Annotated in this window: 17 protein-coding genes; all 17 read right to left on the bottom strand. The window is 64.5% G+C overall.

Annotated features, from left to right (window positions below; all coding sequences use genetic code 11):
* Positions 1-310: 310 nt before the first annotated feature.
* Positions 311-1,339: a cytochrome-c peroxidase gene (locus ACE103_RS38710; protein ID WP_375777262.1), complete on the bottom strand. Its 1,029-nt coding sequence runs from the start codon at positions 1,337-1,339 to the stop codon at positions 311-313.
* A gap of 190 nt (positions 1,340-1,529) precedes the next feature.
* Complete coding sequence (locus ACE103_RS38715) at positions 1,530-3,191, bottom strand: HWE histidine kinase domain-containing protein (RefSeq protein ID WP_223966563.1); 1,662 nt, start codon at positions 3,189-3,191, stop codon at positions 1,530-1,532.
* Between the two features lie 413 nt (positions 3,192-3,604).
* On the bottom strand, positions 3,605-4,252 hold the full coding sequence (gene ureG / locus ACE103_RS38720; protein WP_375777263.1) for an urease accessory protein UreG: 648 nt from the start codon (positions 4,250-4,252) through the stop codon (positions 3,605-3,607).
* 150 nt (positions 4,253-4,402) lie between these two features.
* Entirely contained in the window at positions 4,403-5,140 is a 738-nt protein-coding gene (locus ACE103_RS38725) for an urease accessory protein UreF (RefSeq protein ID WP_375781268.1), read from the bottom strand.
* On the bottom strand, positions 5,121-5,747 hold the full coding sequence (locus tag ACE103_RS38730) for an urease accessory protein UreE (RefSeq protein WP_375777264.1): 627 nt from the start codon (positions 5,745-5,747) through the stop codon (positions 5,121-5,123). The genes ACE103_RS38725 and ACE103_RS38730 overlap by 20 nt, the downstream gene beginning before the upstream one ends.
* A gap of 8 nt (positions 5,748-5,755) precedes the next feature.
* Entirely contained in the window at positions 5,756-6,055 is a 300-nt protein-coding gene (locus ACE103_RS38735) for a putative quinol monooxygenase (protein ID WP_097673792.1), read from the bottom strand.
* A 113-nt stretch (positions 6,056-6,168) separates the two neighbouring features.
* Complete coding sequence (locus tag ACE103_RS38740) at positions 6,169-6,468, bottom strand: putative quinol monooxygenase (protein WP_024581875.1); 300 nt, start codon at positions 6,466-6,468, stop codon at positions 6,169-6,171.
* Positions 6,469-6,579: 111 nt separating this feature from the next.
* Entirely contained in the window at positions 6,580-8,295 is a 1,716-nt protein-coding gene (gene ureC, locus ACE103_RS38745) for an urease subunit alpha (protein ID WP_375777265.1), read from the bottom strand.
* A 1-nt stretch (position 8,296) separates the two neighbouring features.
* Positions 8,297-8,851: an HD domain-containing protein gene (locus tag ACE103_RS38750; RefSeq protein WP_375777266.1), complete on the bottom strand. Its 555-nt coding sequence runs from the start codon at positions 8,849-8,851 to the stop codon at positions 8,297-8,299.
* A gap of 5 nt (positions 8,852-8,856) precedes the next feature.
* On the bottom strand, positions 8,857-9,162 hold the full coding sequence (locus tag ACE103_RS38755; RefSeq protein WP_038387566.1) for an urease subunit beta: 306 nt from the start codon (positions 9,160-9,162) through the stop codon (positions 8,857-8,859).
* A gap of 108 nt (positions 9,163-9,270) precedes the next feature.
* Positions 9,271-9,573, bottom strand: coding sequence for an urease subunit gamma (locus ACE103_RS38760; protein WP_050387204.1), 303 nt, complete (start codon positions 9,571-9,573; stop codon positions 9,271-9,273).
* 27 nt (positions 9,574-9,600) lie between these two features.
* Positions 9,601-10,437: an urease accessory protein UreD gene (locus ACE103_RS38765; RefSeq protein WP_375777267.1), complete on the bottom strand. Its 837-nt coding sequence runs from the start codon at positions 10,435-10,437 to the stop codon at positions 9,601-9,603.
* A gap of 51 nt (positions 10,438-10,488) precedes the next feature.
* A complete protein-coding gene (urtE, locus tag ACE103_RS38770) occupies positions 10,489-11,184 on the bottom strand; it encodes an urea ABC transporter ATP-binding subunit UrtE (protein WP_092119000.1) in 696 nt (231 codons plus the stop codon).
* Positions 11,185-11,187: 3 nt separating this feature from the next.
* Positions 11,188-11,949 (bottom strand): urea ABC transporter ATP-binding protein UrtD, encoded by a 762-nt coding sequence (gene urtD / locus ACE103_RS38775; protein ID WP_375777268.1) that lies wholly within the window; start codon positions 11,947-11,949, stop codon positions 11,188-11,190.
* Between the two features lie 4 nt (positions 11,950-11,953).
* Positions 11,954-13,123 carry an urea ABC transporter permease subunit UrtC gene (gene urtC, locus ACE103_RS38780; protein ID WP_375777269.1) on the bottom strand — a complete coding sequence of 390 codons (1,170 nt, stop codon included), beginning with the start codon at positions 13,121-13,123 and terminating at the stop codon, positions 11,954-11,956.
* Positions 13,120-14,715: an urea ABC transporter permease subunit UrtB gene (gene urtB / locus ACE103_RS38785; RefSeq protein WP_374707958.1), complete on the bottom strand. Its 1,596-nt coding sequence runs from the start codon at positions 14,713-14,715 to the stop codon at positions 13,120-13,122. The genes urtC and urtB overlap by 4 nt, the downstream gene beginning before the upstream one ends.
* 117 nt (positions 14,716-14,832) lie before the next feature.
* Positions 14,833-16,161 carry an urea ABC transporter substrate-binding protein gene (urtA, locus tag ACE103_RS38790; RefSeq protein WP_223966545.1) on the bottom strand — a complete coding sequence of 443 codons (1,329 nt, stop codon included), beginning with the start codon at positions 16,159-16,161 and terminating at the stop codon, positions 14,833-14,835.
* Between the last annotated feature and the right edge of the window lie 131 nt (positions 16,162-16,292).

Here is a 16,292-nt window from a genome sequence, read left to right on the forward strand (position 1 = left end):
CGTCCCTCAGAACATGTTTTGCGGCCGGTTCCATCGAATTTTAGCTATTTCCGGCACGGGGGCTCAATTCAACTGTCGTAGTGAAATCCGGACAAATCGGATCGGGAGGCCGGTTAAAATGTTCGGAGCGTTGAGTGTCGTGAGTATCGGGGTGGGGTCAGCCCTCGCCAATGTGACAAAATCGTTCCCGTCGCGCACGGCGGCCCTCGAGACTTGCGCCGGCGGGTTCCTGATCATCGGGCTCGGCCTGCTTGGGGCCGCACTGCCGCACCTCGCCTGACGAACCCCCGCTCTGAACCCTCTGCTGCGCTCAGCGCGGCAATTTGGGGATCCCCGCCACCGGCGGGGCCGTGGCGGTCAGGGTCTGCAGGAAGGCGATGAGGTCCTTCTTCTCGCCTGCCGTCAGAGACAATGGCTTGATGTCGGGCGACCGGCTCGGCCGCTCGATCCCACCCTTGTTGTAGAGTTCGATGACATCTTCCAGCGTTGCGACCGATCCGTCGTGCATGTAGGGCGCACGGCGCGCGACATCACGCAATGTCGGGGTCTTGAACGCATATTTCAGCTTCGCCGAGGTCGGAAAGTAACGTCCGCGCCCGATGTCGTGGCCCTTGGCGGTGCCGATATCCTGGAAGGACCCGTCGGAGAAGGATGGGCCGCTGTGGCAGGACGAGCAGCGTCCCTTGCCGTTGAAAAGCGCAAAGCCACGCTGGGCTGATGCGCCGATCGCGCTCTCGTCGCCCTTGATCCAGCGGTCGAACGGGGCCTCGCCTGCAACGATGGAGCGCTCGAACGTCGCCAGCGACTGCTCGATCCTCGGTCGCGTGATCGCGCCGTCGCCGAACGCGTGGGCGAATGCATCAACATAGCCGGGGATCGCCGCGAGACGCGCGATCAATTCCGGCTCGGTCATGTTCAGGTTCATCGGGCTCAGAATGGGCCCGAACGCAACGGATTCGAGATCCCTGAACTTGCCGTCCCATCCCAGCGGCTCGAAGAACGCCACGTCGATCAGCGTCGGCGAGCGGATCGGCAAGCCTTTCGGATCCTCACCGATGGCGCGCGGAAGGCCGTCGGCCCATGACAGGCTTGGCTTGTGGCAGCTGGCGCAGGAATGCGTCTTGGACCGCGACAGCAGCGGATCGAAGAACAACATCTGCCCCAGCGCGGATTTCGCCTCCGAATAGGGATTGTCGCTCGGGAACGGAACCACGTCCGGCCGGCGATAGCTGGCACGGATTGTCGCAGGGTCGCGCGGCGGCGTCGCCGGGGTCAAGGCAAGCGACAGCCCGACAGGCAAAACTGCCGCAAGCAAGGTCAGGCTGACCCAAAGCCTCATCGGGGTCCTCAGTCGGTATCCTGCTCGGTATATGCCCAAGCATGTTCAACGAAGTTTTAACGCTCGGTTGCGGGCTATTACGGATACCGGATTTCGACACAGATCACGTGAGCGCCGCCCCGCGCGCCTGATTTCGATCAATCCGGGCAATAACATAACCGCTCAACCTGAGGCGGCTGCGGCGCGCGCTCTACTTCTTCGCCGGTCGGACCGGCGCGGAGAGCTGCTCGGTGCGGTCGCGCTCGCTCATGTCGACCACGGTGTCCATCGGAGCGGTGAGCTCGTAGACATAGGAGACGTCGGTGAAGTAGCGCTTCGCAGTGCCGCCGAGCGCCTCCGGCGCGACGCGGTCGAGCAAGATCAGGCCGAAATCACTGTCGGCCCGCCGCGTCGCCTGGCTGGTGTTGAACTCCTCCCAGCGGAAATGGAACACCGCGTCCGCATCCTCGCCGGCGACCTCCCAGTTCGCGACGATGTGCGGATGCTTGCCGACCAGCGACAGCCCTTCATCGGAGTGCGAGGCGAGCTCGAAGAACAGCAGTGACAGCGACTGCGCGGCGCGGGCGCTGACGGTGATGTCGGGACCGTTCACCGCGATCCGGTCGGCATGCGGGATCGCCCGTGATTCGAACAGGCCCTTCAGCTTGACGCCCTGCCACTGGCTCTCGCTGAGCAGCGTGACGACATTCGACATCGCGTGGATGCGCCCGATCAACAGTTCGCGCGCGACGTCCATGTCGGCGCCGTGGCGCAGCGTGCGGGTCACGATCGACTGGATCACTGCGAGGATGTTCTTGACCCGATGATTAAGCTCGTCGATCACCGCAGTGAGCCGGCGCTCGAAGCCGATCCGGACCTCGATCTCGCGGCTGAGGCGCAAATTGTTGTAGGCGACATAGCCGAACAGGCCGCAGACGATGCCGGTCAGCGCGAGGCCGATCGCCGCGACGATGGTCGCGGTCTGCTGCGCACGCACCGTGGCGTTGCTCTTGGCGTAATAGTCGAGCGACCAGTCCCGGCCGCCGAACGTCACCGTGCGGACCATCGACGGCAGCGGACCGTCCTGGCGCACCGCGCGCGAGGTGACGATGCCCTGCTCGTTGGCGGTGAACTCGTCATTGGAATCGCGCGGATCCTTCAACGCCACCGCGAACAGCGAGGAATCGTCGTTGGTCAGCATCAGCGACGACAGCTCGTAGGAAAAGGTGATGAAGCCGGCCGGCTCGGATCCACCCTCCTGGAACACCGGCGCGGCGAGCACGACCCCGACCGGGCCGTTCTGCCGCAACAGCGGCACCGGGTCCGAGGCCACCGGCTTGGCACTCTCCATCGCCTTGGCCAGCATCGGGCCGACCACCGAGTGACGGTCGAAGGCGCGGCCCGGGATGCTCAGGGTCTCCGGATTGCGCGGCTCGACGTCCATCAGCACGTTGATCGGCTTGTCGAGCGCCTTGATGTCGAGCGCCTGGTCGTCGAAATCGCGGATCGAGGGATTGGTGAAGCCGGCGGCCTTCAGCTCCGCCTCGGCTGCGGTCAGCTCGTTCGGCTTGAGCCGCGCGATCCATGCGGCGACGACGAAATCGGTCTTGAAGGCGTAGATCGCCGAGCGCAGCGGCTGCAGCATATTGGCCTTCACCATCGACGGCGTCCGGAACAGCCCCGAGGCCACCCGCGCCAGCAGCTCGCGCTCGGTCAGGCGGTCCTGCACCAGGCTGGCATGGACGTCGATCGCCCGCGCCAGCGCGATACCGTCGATTGCAAGCTCCTGATCGTGCACCCGATAGGCGGCAAGACCGGAGAGCAGAACTCCGATCAGCGCAATCAATGCAACGATGAAGCCCAGTCGAACCACACGCTTACTCGGCAATCAGGGGGTGGCGAAAGGGGACGGTAGGCATCTGGCTTCTGCGGGGGCGGCGACAAATCAGGGTGCGATGAACGCCGGCCGCAAAGGAATATGGAATAGCGATCATCGGTACGCAACAGGAGCCGGTCGGCAACATTAACGACGACGCCACCCGGCGGTCTTTGGCGGCGCTAAAGGTTGCTAATCGTCAAAGTTGGCAATTGTTCCGGCGGTTGCGCAGCTTTTTTGCGGCGGCTCGGCCAGACTACTTCATCACCGTCATCCTGAGGTGCGAGCGGAGCGAGCCTCGAAGGATGCACGGCCCGGCTGGTGGCCGTCCATCCTTCGAGACGCGCTACGCGCTCCTCAGGATGACGGGGCGAGCGGCAGTGCTAGTGATCTGCCACAATCATTAACGCCTAACCCGTCTTGGCCGTCTTGCCTGCACCCTGCGACCGAAGGCCACCCTTGGTCTCGATGAAGCTGATGATGCGGTCGAGGCCGTCGCTCTTCTTCAGGTTGGTCATCACGAAGGGCCGCTCGCCGCGCATCCGCCTGGCGTCGGTGTCCATCTTCTCAAGCGACGCACCGACATGGGGCGCGAGGTCGATCTTGTTGATCACCAGAAGGTCGGATCGCGTGATGCCGGGGCCACCCTTGGACGGGATCTTGTCGCCGGCGGCGACATCGATGACGTAGATCGTGAGATCAGCCAATTCCGGCGAGAAGGTCGCCGCCAGATTGTCGCCGCCGGACTCGATCAGGACCAGATCGAGATCGGGGAATTTCGCCCGCATATCGGCGACCGCGGCGAGGTTCATCGAGGCGTCCTCGCGGATCGCGGTATGCGGACAGCCGCCGGTCTCGACGCCGGCGATGCGGTCCGCCGTCAGCGAGCCGGAGCGCACCAGAAACTCGGCATCCCATTTGGTGTAGATGTCGTTGGTGATCGCCGCGATGTCGTAGCGCTCGCGCATCGACTTGCAGAGCAGATCCATCAGCGCGGTCTTGCCGGAGCCGACCGGACCGCCGACGCCGACGCGTAACGGACCATGAGAAGTGGGCATATCAATCCATCCATCGTCGTCCCGGCGAAGGCCGGGACCGATTACCACCGAATTCAATTGCTGCGCGAAGCTGGGGCCGCAGACTTGCATAACCACGAAGGCCGGTGGTTATGGGTCCCGGCCTGCGCCGGGACGACAGCGGAGGACGCATCATGACCGGAACAGCCTCGTGTATTGCGCTTCATGACGCAGACTAGCGAGGTCGGCCCGAAAAGTCGCACTGCCGAGATCGTCGAGCGAGGCTGCGTTGGCCCGCGCCGCGGTTGCGGCAACGACCGGTTCGAGATCGGCCAGCACGCGCTGGCTGTCGGTCTGGCCGAGCGGGATCAGCCGGCTGCCTGCGGAAATCCAGTTCGAGAGCACGGCATGCAGGAAAGCATGCAGCGACGGCGAAAGCCGGATGCCGTGCGCGGCGCTGACGACGCCGACCGCGACCGGGTACACGATCGGGCCGTCGCAGGCCGCAATCATCGCGTTGAGGCCGGACGAATTCCAGGCTGCGCGGGCGATCTCGATGAAGGCGCGCCCCTGCGTGGTGGTCTCGAGCTGCCTCTCGCGCGACGGCACGAACGCAGCCGCGAGCTCGGCGATCTCCTTCAGCCCGGCGTGGCCGGGCTCCGACGCCGCGCGATGGCTCTGCGCAAGGAACACGGCGTCGCAAAAGCCGCTGCCGTCGGTGAGCATCGCCGCGAGCCAGCCGCGGAACGATGCGGCATCGGTGATGTCGCCGGCCTCGACTGCCCATTCGATGCCGCTGGAATAAGCGAACGCGCCCACCGGGAAAGACGGCGACAGCCACGTCATCAGCCGGTACAGCGCAGCCGCCTCGTCCTCCGCCATCCCGCCGCGCACCGCGGCGGGATCAGGCTCATTTGTGGTCATGAGCATGGGAGTGGTCGTGGTGATGATGAGCGTGGTCGCAATGCTCATCATGATGATGGTGGTCGTGGTCATGCGCGTGATCGTGATGGTGACCATCACCGTGGTAGTGACCATGATCGTGCGCGCCGCCATGGGCATGATCGTGCCCGGTGTGACCATGCGCGGGTGCGTCGGCATGCGCATGCTCGGCATAGGCGCCGCCTTCGGGATCGAACGGCGCTTCGATCTCGATGACACGGGCCCCTAACCCCTTCACCATTGCCTCGATCACGTGATCGCGCCGAATGCGCAGGCCCTTCGGCATGATCTGCGTCGGCAGATGGCGATTGCCGAGATGCCAGGCGACCCGGATCATAAGATGCGGATCGCTGCCGCGGATTTCCGCGAGCGGCTCGGGAGCAGCGACCACCTCGACGAGGCGACCGTCCTCCAGCACCAGTGCGTCGCTGCCGCGCAGCGCGACGGCGTTTTCGAGATCGAGCAGGAATTCGAGCCCGCGCGTCCCTGTCATCGCCATCCGCCGCCGGTGCCGGTCGTCGAAATCGAGCACGACGGTGTCGGCCCCCGCTTCCGTCCAGCGATGCTGTCCCAGGACTTTGGTTGCGCGGATCATCGATTGCCTCAGATCTTCTGAACCTTGGCGTCGCTGATGATCTCGATCACCGTCGGGCCCGTCTTCATCTCGGCGGAATATTCGCGCCACACCTTCATGTGCGGCGCCTTGCTGTGCGCGGTCAGGTCGTCGCGGGTTTCCCAGCGCTCGACCACCACATACAGATTGGGATCGTTGACGCTGACATGGCCCTCGTAGGAGAGGCAGCCCTTCTCCTTGTGGGTCTCGGCGATGCACGCCTTGTGTCCCCTGATGAAGTCGTCCTTGTTCTCCGGCTTCATCGGCGTGGTGGCGATGACATAGATCATGTGCTTCTCCCGTTCTTGTTGTTGCTTCAAGCGCGAGGGTCGCGCTCGAAGCCTCCTTTTTGTTTGAGCATGATCTTTCCGGAAAACCGCTTCACACTTTTCCGGATCATGCTTCAGCGAACGTCGACCTTCTCGGGCGTGATCACCTCGATCTTCGGCGGCGCGGCCATGCACTTCACGGCGACCCGGCCGAACGTCTTCATGTGCTCGGCGGTGCGATGCGGCACCAGCGCCTCGGCGTTTTCCCACTGCTCGACGAACACCATCTTGCTGTGGTCGGTGACGCTCTCGTGCAAATCGTAGGCGATGTTGCCGGGCTCCTTGCGGGTTTCCTTGATGCAGGCCGTCGCCGCGGCGATGAACTCGGCGCGGGTCTCGGGCTTGATGGTCAGCGTAGCAACGACGTAAATCACGGAAATTCCTCCCGGTTTTCTCTTTTGGCTTGAGTCTTGTTTTGACGCGTTTTCTTTCCGCGAACCGGAAATCCACTTCGCTCGAAAACGCTCTAGTTACCGGGAGCGGTTTTAGAACATAAAATAGCGCTGTGCCATGGGCAGCACCTCGGCCGGCGCGCAGGTCAGCAGCTCGCCGTCTGCGCGTACCTCATAGGTCTCCGGATCGACCTCGATCTTGGGCGTCGCATCGTTGTGGATCATGCTCTTCTTGGAGATCTTTCCGCGGGTGTTCTGCACCGCGTAGAGCTTCTTGCTGATCCCGAGCTTGCGGGCGAGGCCGCCGGTCACCGCGGCCTTCGAGGTGAACACCACCGAGGACGCAGTGAGCGCCTTGCCGAAAGCGGCAAACATCGGCCGGTAATGCACCGGCTGCGGCGTCGGGATCGAGGCGTTGGGATCGCCCATCGGCGCCGCCACGATCGAGCCGCCCTTGATGATGCAGTCCGGCTTGACGCCGAAGAACGCCGGCGACCACAGCACGAGGTCGGCCATCTTGCCCTTCTCGACCGAGCCGATCAGCTTCGACACGCCATGCGCGATCGCGGGGTTGATGGTGTATTTGGCGATGTAGCGCCTGACGCGGAAATTGTCGTTGTCGTTGCCCTTGTCCTGCGGCAGCGCGCCGCGCTGCTTCTTCATCTTGTCGGCGGTCTGCCAGGTGCGGATGATCACCTCGCCAAGCCGGCCCATCGCCTGCGAATCCGACGACATCATCGAGAGCGCGCCGAGATCGTGCAGGATGTCCTCGGCCGCGATGGTCTCCTTGCGGATGCGGCTTTCGGCAAACGCCAGGTCTTCGGCGATCGACGGATCGAGGTGATGGCACACCATCAGCATGTCCAAATGCTCGTCGATGGTGTTGCGCGTGAATGGCCGGGTCGGATTGGTCGAGGACGGCAGCACGTTCTTCAGGCCGGCGATCTTGATGATATCCGGCGCATGGCCGCCGCCGGCGCCCTCAGTATGGAAGGCATGGATGGTGCGGCCCTTGAACGCCTTGATCGTGTCTTCGACGAAGCCGGATTCGTTCAGCGTGTCCGAATGCAGCATCACCTGGACGTCGTAATCGTCGGCCACTGAGAGGCAGGTGTCGATCGCTGACGGCGTGGTGCCCCAGTCCTCGTGCAGCTTCAGCGCGCAGGCGCCGCCCTTGATCATTTCGACCAGCGCCGCCGGGCGCGAGGCGTTGCCCTTGCCGGAAATACCGAGGTTCACCGGAAAGGCGTCGAACGACTGGATCATCCGCCCCATGTGCCACGGGCCGGGCGTGCAGGTGGTGGCGAAGGTGCCGTGCGACGGACCGGTGCCGCCCCCGAGCATCGAGGTGACGCCAGACATCAACGCGTGCTCGATCTGCTGCGGGCAGATGAAGTGGATGTGGCTGTCGAAACCGCCCGCGGTGAGGATCTTGCCCTCGCCCGCGATCACGTCGGTGCCCGGGCCGATGATGATGGTGACGTTGGGCTGGATGTCCGGATTGCCAGCCTTGCCGATCGCGGCGATCATGCCCTCCTTGATCGCGACATCGGCCTTCACGATGCCCCAGTGATCGACGATCAGCGCGTTGGTGATGACGGTATCGGCCGCGCCCTGCGCGTTCGTCACCTGCGACTGCCCCATGCCGTCGCGGATCACCTTGCCGCCGCCGAACTTCACCTCCTCGCCATAGGTCGTGAGGTCCTTCTCGACCTCGATGATCAAATCGGTGTCGGCCAGCCGCACCTTGTCGCCGGTGGTCGGCCCGAACATGTCGGCATAGACGGAACGCTTGATCTTCACGGACATGTCAGCCCCCAGTTTCAGCCAGCGCGGCCTTGGCGCGCGCAATGGTGTCGTCGAAAATGCGGTCGAGCCGCGGATTGATCCCCCGGCAACCGGCAACGACCTTGTCGGCCCAGGCCGCATAGTCGGCGAGATCGTCGCGTTCGTCGTTGTTTGGATGCGGCGCGATCCGCGCGCCGATATTGCTGACCTTGTCGGCGGTCTTGATCAGCTTTGCGCCAGGCGACTTGTGCGCAGCGTCCTCGATCTGCTTTTGCCGGCGCACGGCCTTCGGCAGGCTCATGTCGTCGGTGCATTCGACCACCAGCGCGGCAACGCGTTCGCTGAATTTCTCCGCGAGCTCCTCGCGCGTGGTCTCGGTGTCCTCGATTGTGTCGTGCAGCCAGCCGGCCGCCACCAGCTCGGCATCGGCGCCATCAGTCACCTGCGCCAGCAGGTTCGCAACCTCGGCCAGATGATTGAGGTACGGCTCATTCCCCCGCCCCTTGCGCGCCATGCCGTTGTGACGGCGCGCAGCAAGCTCAGCGGCTTCGGAGACCATGCGGAGCGCGGGAAGCATCGGGCCTACAACTTCCCCTTCACCTCGGCGCGGAATCCGTAGATCACGCGCTTACCGGCGAGCGCGACGAGGTGGACGTCGCGGGTCTGGCCGGGCTCGAAGCGGACGGCGGTGCCGGCGGCGATGTCGAGGCGCATGCCGCGGGCTTTCTTGCGGTCGAATTTCAGCGCCGGGTTGGTTTCGAAGAAGTGGTAGTGCGAGCCGACCTGGATTGGGCGGTCGCCGGTGTTGGCGACCGACAGCGTCACGGTCTTGCGGCCGGCATTGAGCTCGATCTCGCCGTCCTTGATGAAGAGTTCGCCGGGGATCATTCGTCTCTCCTGTCATTCCGGGGCACGCGAAGCGTGAACCCGGAATCTCCCAAAACAACCTCTGGATTCCGGGTTCGGCCTTCGGCCGCCCCGGAATGACGTTCGTGGCTATCGGATCGGCTCGTGCACGGTGACGAGTTTGGTGCCGTCGGGGAATGTCGCTTCGACCTGGATGTCGTGGATCATCTCCGGGATGCCGTCCATGACCTGCGCGCGGGTCAATACCTTGGCGCCGGCCTGCATCAGCTCGGCGACGGTGCGGCCGTCGCGCGCGCCCTCGACGATGAAGTCGGTGATCAGCGCGATCGCCTCGGGATGGTTCAGCTTGACGCCACGCTCGAGCCGGCGGCGCGCCACCATGGCCGCCATCGAAACCAGGAGCTTGTCCTTTTCGCGGGGAGACAAATTCATGCGAGCACTCTGATGATCTTGAAAGGATTAGTTGAGCCACAGCCGCGGTAGCGGCACGGCGGAGGCGCGGCCGAGCACCGCCATCATGTCGGCGCGCAACCGGGCCGCATCTTGGGCACAGAAGCGCGCCATTGCAAAGCCATTCCAGGCCGAGATGCCGACCTCGCCGCCGAAGCCGTCCGACGCCGCGCGGATGCGCTCGATCAGCGCCTCGTCACCCGGCACGATCAGCGCGGTGCCGATCGCGCAGCCGCCCGCCGCAATCGCGGGCATTGCCAGCTTCTCACCGATCTCGCCGTCGAGGCGGATGGTCTCGGCAAACACCAGCCGGCCGCCGCGCCGCATCCGCCAGCGGTCGACGAACTCGCCATGGCGCATGGTCTCGCCCATGGCGGCGCGGCCGAACACCACGATCTCGCAGAGCAAAAGCGACGCGCCCTCGGCAAGCTCAATGTCGAAGCGGCGATGAATGCGGGCGCGGTCGAACAGGATCGTCTCCTGCGGCAGCCAGGAGAGATGCGCGCCATCCGCGACCTTCAGCGCGATGTCGAGCCGCGCGGCTGCCGCTGGAGCGCGATAGACTTTTTCGGCGGCCGCAGTGGTCAGGGTCAACCGAGCGCCCTCGCCGGCTGCGATCGCAACCTCGAAGCGGTCGCCGCCGGCAATGCCGCCGGCGGTGTTGACGAACATGGCCGACAGGCCGTCGTCTTCCGGCGACGGGAAACGGACGCGCAGCGAGCCTGACTCATGCAGGTCGCCGCGGCGGGTGGCGCCATCCTTGCGATGCACGCCGAACCTGACCGCGCCCTGGGCGCGGTTTGCCGCAAACGTCGCCGCTGCCGCGCCTGCGATCCCGGTCCGCATTCCCCCGACGCTCCCTTGACCCACGCCGCGAAAGGCAGCGTCACACCATCTTCACAGCGCCATCTGGCGGCTGATCTCGGCGGGATCGAGGCTTGCGCGATCGCAGGCATATTTCACCGCGCCCCGGTCCATCACGGCAAAACTGTCGCCGAGTTCGCAGGCAAAGTCGAGATATTGTTCGACCAGCACGATTGCGATGTTGCCGAGGTTGCGTAGATAGGAAATGGCGCGGCCGATGTCCTTGATGATCGAGGGCTGGATGCCCTCGGTCGGCTCGTCGAGCAACAACAGCTTGGGGCGCATCACCAGTGCGCGGCCGATCGCGAGCTGCTGCTGCTGGCCGCCGGAAAGGTCGCCGCCGCGGCGGCCCAGCATGGTCTGCAGCACCGGGAAGAGCGAGAACACGTCGTCGGGGATGTTGCGGTCCTCGCGCTTCAAGGGACCGAAGCCGGTCTTGAGGTTTTCCTCGACCGTGAGCAGCGGGAAGATCTCGCGGCCCTGCGGCACGAACCCGATGCCGCGCCGCGCGCGCTCATAGGGCTTTAACGCGGTGATGTCCTTGCCGTCGAAATTGATCGCACCGGAGGCAATCGGATACTGGCCGACCATCGCGCGCAGCAGCGAGGTCTTGCCGACGCCGTTGCGGCCGAGCACGCAGGTGACCTTGCCGGGCTCGGCGGTCAGCGACACCCCGCGCAGCGCCTGCGCCGCGCCGTAATAGAGATTGATGTTGTCGATCTTCAGCATCGCCTAGCGCCCCAGATACACTTCGACCACCCGCTCGTTCGACGACACCTGGTCGATCGAACCTTCGGCGAGCACCGTGCCCTCGTGAAGGCAGGTCACCTTGACGCCGAGCTCGCGCACGAAGGTCATGTCGTGCTCGACCACCATGATGGTGTGGTTCTTGTTGATCTCTTTCAGCAGCTCCGCGGTCAGATGGGTCTCGACGTCGGTCATGCCCGCGACCGGCTCATCGACCAGCAGCACCTTGGGGTCCTGCGCCAGCAGCATGCCGATCTCGAGCCACTGCTTCTGGCCGTGCGACAGGCTGCCGGCGAGGCGGTTGCGCGCATCGGTCAGGCGGATGGTTTCCAGCACCTTGTCGATGCGCTCGGACTCCGCCTTGCTGCCGCGCCAGAACAGCGTGCCGCGCACGGAATGATCGACATTGAGCGCGAGCAGCAGATTGTCCTGCACGGTCTGGCTCTCGAACACCGTCGGCTTCTGGAACTTGCGGCCGATGCCGAGCTCGGCGATGCGGGTCTCGTTGAGCCGGGTCAGGTCGACGGTGCCGTCGAACAGCACGGTGCCCTCGTCCGGCTTGGTCTTGCCGGTGATGATATCCATCATCGTGGTCTTGCCGGCGCCGTTCGGGCCGATGATGGCGCGCATCTCGCCGGGCGCCAGCGTCAGCGACAGATTGTTGATGGCGTGAAAGCCGTCGAACGAGACGTGCACGCCGTCGAGATAGAGCATGGCCGAAGTGGCGCGGGTATCCATGACGTTCATCTGCCTACTCCGCCAGGTTCGGTGCGCCGACGCCGTCTTCGCGCGCGGCACTCTCCGCATCGGGCGAGCTGCGTCTTGCCCTGATCGGCTCCCACCAGCTGTTGAAGGTGCCGACGATGCCCTTGGGCAACAGCAGCGTGACCAGGATGAACAGCGCGCCCAGCATGAACAGCCAGTACGGCGCCAGCGGCCCGGAGGTGAAGAACGTCTTGGCGTAGTTGACGACGACGGCGCCGAGCGCGGCGCCGATCAGCGTGCCGCGGCCGCCGACCGCGACCCAGATCACCGCCTCGATCGAATTGCCGGGCGCGAACTCGCTCGGATTGATGATACCGACCTGCGGCACATAGAGCGCGCCGGCGACGCCGGCCATGCAGGCCGACAGCGTGAACACGAACAGCTTGTACGATTCGACGCGATAGCCGAGGAAGCGGGTACGGCTTTCGGCATCGCGCACCGCGATCAGGACCTTGCCGAGCTTCGAGGTCACGATCGCGCGGCAGATCACGAAAGCGATGATCAATGCCAGGCAGCTCAGCAGGAACAGCGCGGCACGGGTGCCTTCGGCCTGCACGTTGAAGCCGAGGATGTCCTTGAAATCGGTCAGGCCGTTGTTGCCGCCGAAGCCGAAATCGTTGCGGAAGAACGCCAGCAGTAGTGCATAGGTCATCGCCTGGGTGATGATCGACAGATAGACGCCGGTGACGCGCGAGCGGAAGGCGAGCCAGCCGAAGCAGAAGGCGAGCAGGCCCGGCACCAGCAGCACCATCAACGCGGCGACCCAGAACTTGTCGAAGCCGTACCAGTACCAGGGCAGCTTGTCCCAGTTCAGGAACACCATGAAGTCCGGCAGAATCGAATTGCCGTAGACGCCGCGGCTGCCGATCTGCCGCATCAGGTACATGCCCATCGCGTAGCCGCCGAGCGCGAAGAACGCGCCGTGGCCGAGCGAGAGGATGCCGCAATAGCCCCAGATCAGATCGATCGAGAGCGCGAGGATGGCGTAGCAGACATATTTGCCCCACAGCGCCACCAGATAGGTCGGCACCTGGAACATCGAGCCCTGCGGCAGCAGCAGATTGGACAGCGGGATCAACACGCCGACCGCGGCGACGAGCAGGACGAACGCGGTCGCAGCACGGTCGAGCGAACGGGTCAGGATGTGCGGCGTCATGCTTCCACCGCCCGGCCCTTGAGCGCGAACAGGCCGCGCGGCCGTTTTTGGATGAACAGGATGATCAGCACCAGGATCGCGATCTTGCCGAGCACCGCGCCCGCCACCGGCTCCAGGAACTTGTTGGCGATGCCGAGCGTGAAGGCGCCGACCAGCGTGCCCCAGAGATTGCCGACGCCGCCGAACACCACGACCATGAATGAGTCGATGATATAGCTCTGGCCGAGATTCGGACTGACATTGTCGATCTGCGACAGCGCCACGCCGGCGATGCCGGCGATCCCCGAACCGAGGCCGAAGGTCAGCGCGTCGACGCGCGAGGTGGCGATCCCCATCGAGGCCGCCATGCGGCGGTTCTGCGTCACCGCGCGCATCTCAAGCCCGAGCGCGGTGTAACGCAGCATCGCGAGCAGGATGGCGAACACCGCGAGCGTGAAGCAGAGGATCCAGAGCCGGTTATAGGTGATGGTGATCTGGCCAAGCTCGAAGGCGCCGCTCATCCAGGACGGGTTGCCGACCTCACGGTTGGTCGGTCCGAACGCGGTGCGCACCGCCTGCTGCAGCACCAGCGACAGGCCCCAGGTCGCGAGCAGCGTCTCCAGCGGACGGCCGTAGAGGAAGCGGATGATCGTGCGCTCGATCACGACGCCGATCAGGCCCGCGACCAGGAAGGCGAGCGGCACCGCGATCAGCAGCGAATAGTCGAACAGTGCGGGATAGCGGGTGCGGATCACCTCCTGCACCACGAAGGTGGTGTAGGCACCAAGCATCACCATCTCGCCATGCGCCATGTTGATGACGCCCATCACACCGAAGGTGATGGCAAGCCCGATCGCGGCGAGCAGCAGCACCGAGCCGAGCGACAGGCCGTACCAGGCATTCTGCACCATCGACCACATCGCGAGACTGCTCTGGATCGAGGCGACCGCGGTAGCCGCCGCCTTGGCGACCAGCGGCGGCTGGTCGCCAAGCCCGGTGAGCAGCGCCAGCGCCTCCTGGTCGCCGCGGGCCTTGACCACGGCGACGGCGTCGAGCTTGTCGCTGTCGGACGCATCCGGCTTGAACAGGATGACGGCAGCGCGCGCCTCGGCGAAAGCCTGCTTGATCGACTTGACGCTCTCCTTGGCGAGCGCGCCCTCGACCGTCGGCAGCAGGTTCTCCTCGTGGCTCTTGAACACCGATTGCGCAGCCGCGAGCCGCTTGGCCGGATCCGGCGACAGCAGCGTCAGGCCGCCGAGCGCGGCATCCACGGTGCGGCGCAGGCGGTTGTTGAGGCGAACGGCCGCGGCGCTGTCGGGCAGCTTGTCGACGGCCGCGCCGGTCGCGGCGTCGACGATCTTGCCGTCGGCCTGCGTGATGAAGACCTTCTTGCTGTCCGGATCGGCCGACAGCCGGCCGTCCTGCAACGCTGCGATGATGGGCGAAGCCAGCGCATTGCCCGATGCCGCAACCTCGCCGATCGCAGCCTCCGTGTCGGAGAACTCGTCATTGGCGAATTTGGCGACCGAATCCTCGAACGGTCCGGCCAGCGCCGGCACAGCAAGGCAGCTCAGCAGCAGGATCGAGAGACAAAGCGCACGAAAGCGATCAATACAAATAGCAAACACGTCAGTACCCCGGCAGGAGTGGAGGAGAAGGCGGCGAGCAATGCCGCCTTCTCCGGTGTTGGAAGGTTGTGTTGTGTCGTTGGTGAGGTCAGATGCGCCCTATTAAGAGCCCTGGCCGCCGCACTTGTTGGTCTTGGTGTTGTAGTTGCCGCACTTCTTGCCGACCCAATCGCCGATCAGGTCCTTGGAGCCCTCGAGCTCCTTCGACCAGGCGTCGCCGGCCACCAGGCCCGGGGTCTTCCAGACCACGTCGAACTGGCCGTTGCCCTTGATCTCGCCGATGAACACCGGCTTGGTGATGTGGTGGTTCGGCAGCATCTTCGAGGTGCCGCCGGTCAGGTTCGGCGCCTCGGTGCCGGGGAGCGCGTCGATCACCTTGTCCGGATCCGTCGACTTCACTTTCTCGACCGCCTTCACCCACATGTTGAAGCCGATGTAGTGCGCTTCCATCGGATCGTTGGTCACGCGCTTCGGATTCTTGGTGTAGGCCTGCCACTCCTTGATGAACTTCTCGTTCGCCGGGGTCTTGATCGACTCGAAGTAGTTCCAGGCGGCGAGATGGCCGAGCAGCGGCTTGGTGTCGATGCCGGCGAGCTCTTCTTCGCCGACCGAGAACGCGACCACCGGGATGTCGGTCGCCTTGATGCCCTGGTTGCCGAGCTCCTTGTAGAACGGAACGTTGGCGTCGCCGTTGATGGTCGAGACCACCGCGGTCTTCTTGCCGGCCGAGCCGAACTTCTTGATGTCGGCCACGATCGTCTGCCAGTCGGAGTGACCGAACGGCGTGTAGTTGATCATGATGTCGTCCTGGGCGACGCCCTTCGACTTCAGATAGGCTTCCAGGATCTTGTTGGTGGTGCGCGGATAGACGTAGTCGGTGCCGGCCAGCACCCAACGCTTCACCTTCTCGTCCTTCATCAGATAGTCGACGGCGGGGATTGCCTGCTGGTTCGGCGCCGCGCCCGTGTAGAACACGTTGCGCTCGGACTCCTCGCCTTCATACTGCACGGGGTAGAACAGGATGTTGTTGAGCTCCTTGAACACCGGCAGTACGGACTTGCGCGACACCGAGGTCCAGCAGCCGAACACGACCGCAACCTTGTCCTTGGTGATCAGCTCGCGGGCCTTTTCGGCGAACAGCGGCCAGTTCGATGCGGGGTCGACCACGACGGCCTCGAGCTTCTTGCCGAGGACGCCGCCCTTCTTGTTCTGCTCGTCGATCAGGAAAAGGATTGTGTCCTTCAGCGTGGTTTCGCTGATGGCCATGGTGCCCGACAGCGAGTGAAGAATGCCAATCTTGATGGTGTCGTCGGCCGCTTGGGCGGGCGCGAACGGCGAGGACGCAGCCAGACCCAAAACCAGGCCGGCGGTCGCCGCGAGCGCGCGGCGGCGGGTCATCGTCGTTATTTTGTGAGTAAGCTGAGTAAGCATGAAATGTCGTCTCCCTGACGCAGGCGTGGAACGCTTGCGAACGGCCGCTTGGCCGCCTGCGGTTAAGGGAATCGCAAGAACTGTGCCACGGTGCGGGGGCACCGTAAGCCGATGAACCAACTGGATAATTT

The sequence above is a fragment of the Bradyrhizobium sp. ma5 genome (assembly GCF_042258955.1).
Classification (GTDB): Bacteria; Pseudomonadota; Alphaproteobacteria; order Rhizobiales; family Xanthobacteraceae; genus Bradyrhizobium.

Coding starts and splice junctions, on each gene's coding strand:
- ACE103_RS38710 (WP_375777262.1), bottom strand. CDS start 1,339: ATGAGGCTTTGGGTCAGCCTGACCTTGCTTGCGGCAGTTTTGCCTGTC.
- ureG (WP_375777263.1), bottom strand. CDS start 4,252: ATGCCCACTTCTCATGGTCCGTTACGCGTCGGCGTCGGCGGTCCGGTC.
- ACE103_RS38725 (WP_375781268.1), bottom strand. CDS start 5,140: ATGCTCATGACCACAAATGAGCCTGATCCCGCCGCGGTGCGCGGCGGG.
- ACE103_RS38730 (WP_375777264.1), bottom strand. CDS start 5,747: ATGATCCGCGCAACCAAAGTCCTGGGACAGCATCGCTGGACGGAAGCG.
- ACE103_RS38735 (WP_097673792.1), bottom strand. CDS start 6,055: ATGATCTATGTCATCGCCACCACGCCGATGAAGCCGGAGAACAAGGAC.
- ureC (WP_375777265.1), bottom strand. CDS start 8,295: ATGTCCGTGAAGATCAAGCGTTCCGTCTATGCCGACATGTTCGGGCCG.
- ACE103_RS38750 (WP_375777266.1), bottom strand. CDS start 8,851: ATGCTTCCCGCGCTCCGCATGGTCTCCGAAGCCGCTGAGCTTGCTGCG.
- ACE103_RS38755 (WP_038387566.1), bottom strand. CDS start 9,162: ATGATCCCCGGCGAACTCTTCATCAAGGACGGCGAGATCGAGCTCAAT.
- ACE103_RS38760 (WP_050387204.1), bottom strand. CDS start 9,573: ATGAATTTGTCTCCCCGCGAAAAGGACAAGCTCCTGGTTTCGATGGCG.
- ACE103_RS38765 (WP_375777267.1), bottom strand. CDS start 10,437: ATGCGGACCGGGATCGCAGGCGCGGCAGCGGCGACGTTTGCGGCAAAC.
- urtE (WP_092119000.1), bottom strand. CDS start 11,184: ATGCTGAAGATCGACAACATCAATCTCTATTACGGCGCGGCGCAGGCG.
- urtD (WP_375777268.1), bottom strand. CDS start 11,949: ATGAACGTCATGGATACCCGCGCCACTTCGGCCATGCTCTATCTCGAC.
- urtC (WP_375777269.1), bottom strand. CDS start 13,123: ATGACGCCGCACATCCTGACCCGTTCGCTCGACCGTGCTGCGACCGCG.
- urtA (WP_223966545.1), bottom strand. CDS start 16,161: ATGCTTACTCAGCTTACTCACAAAATAACGACGATGACCCGCCGCCGC.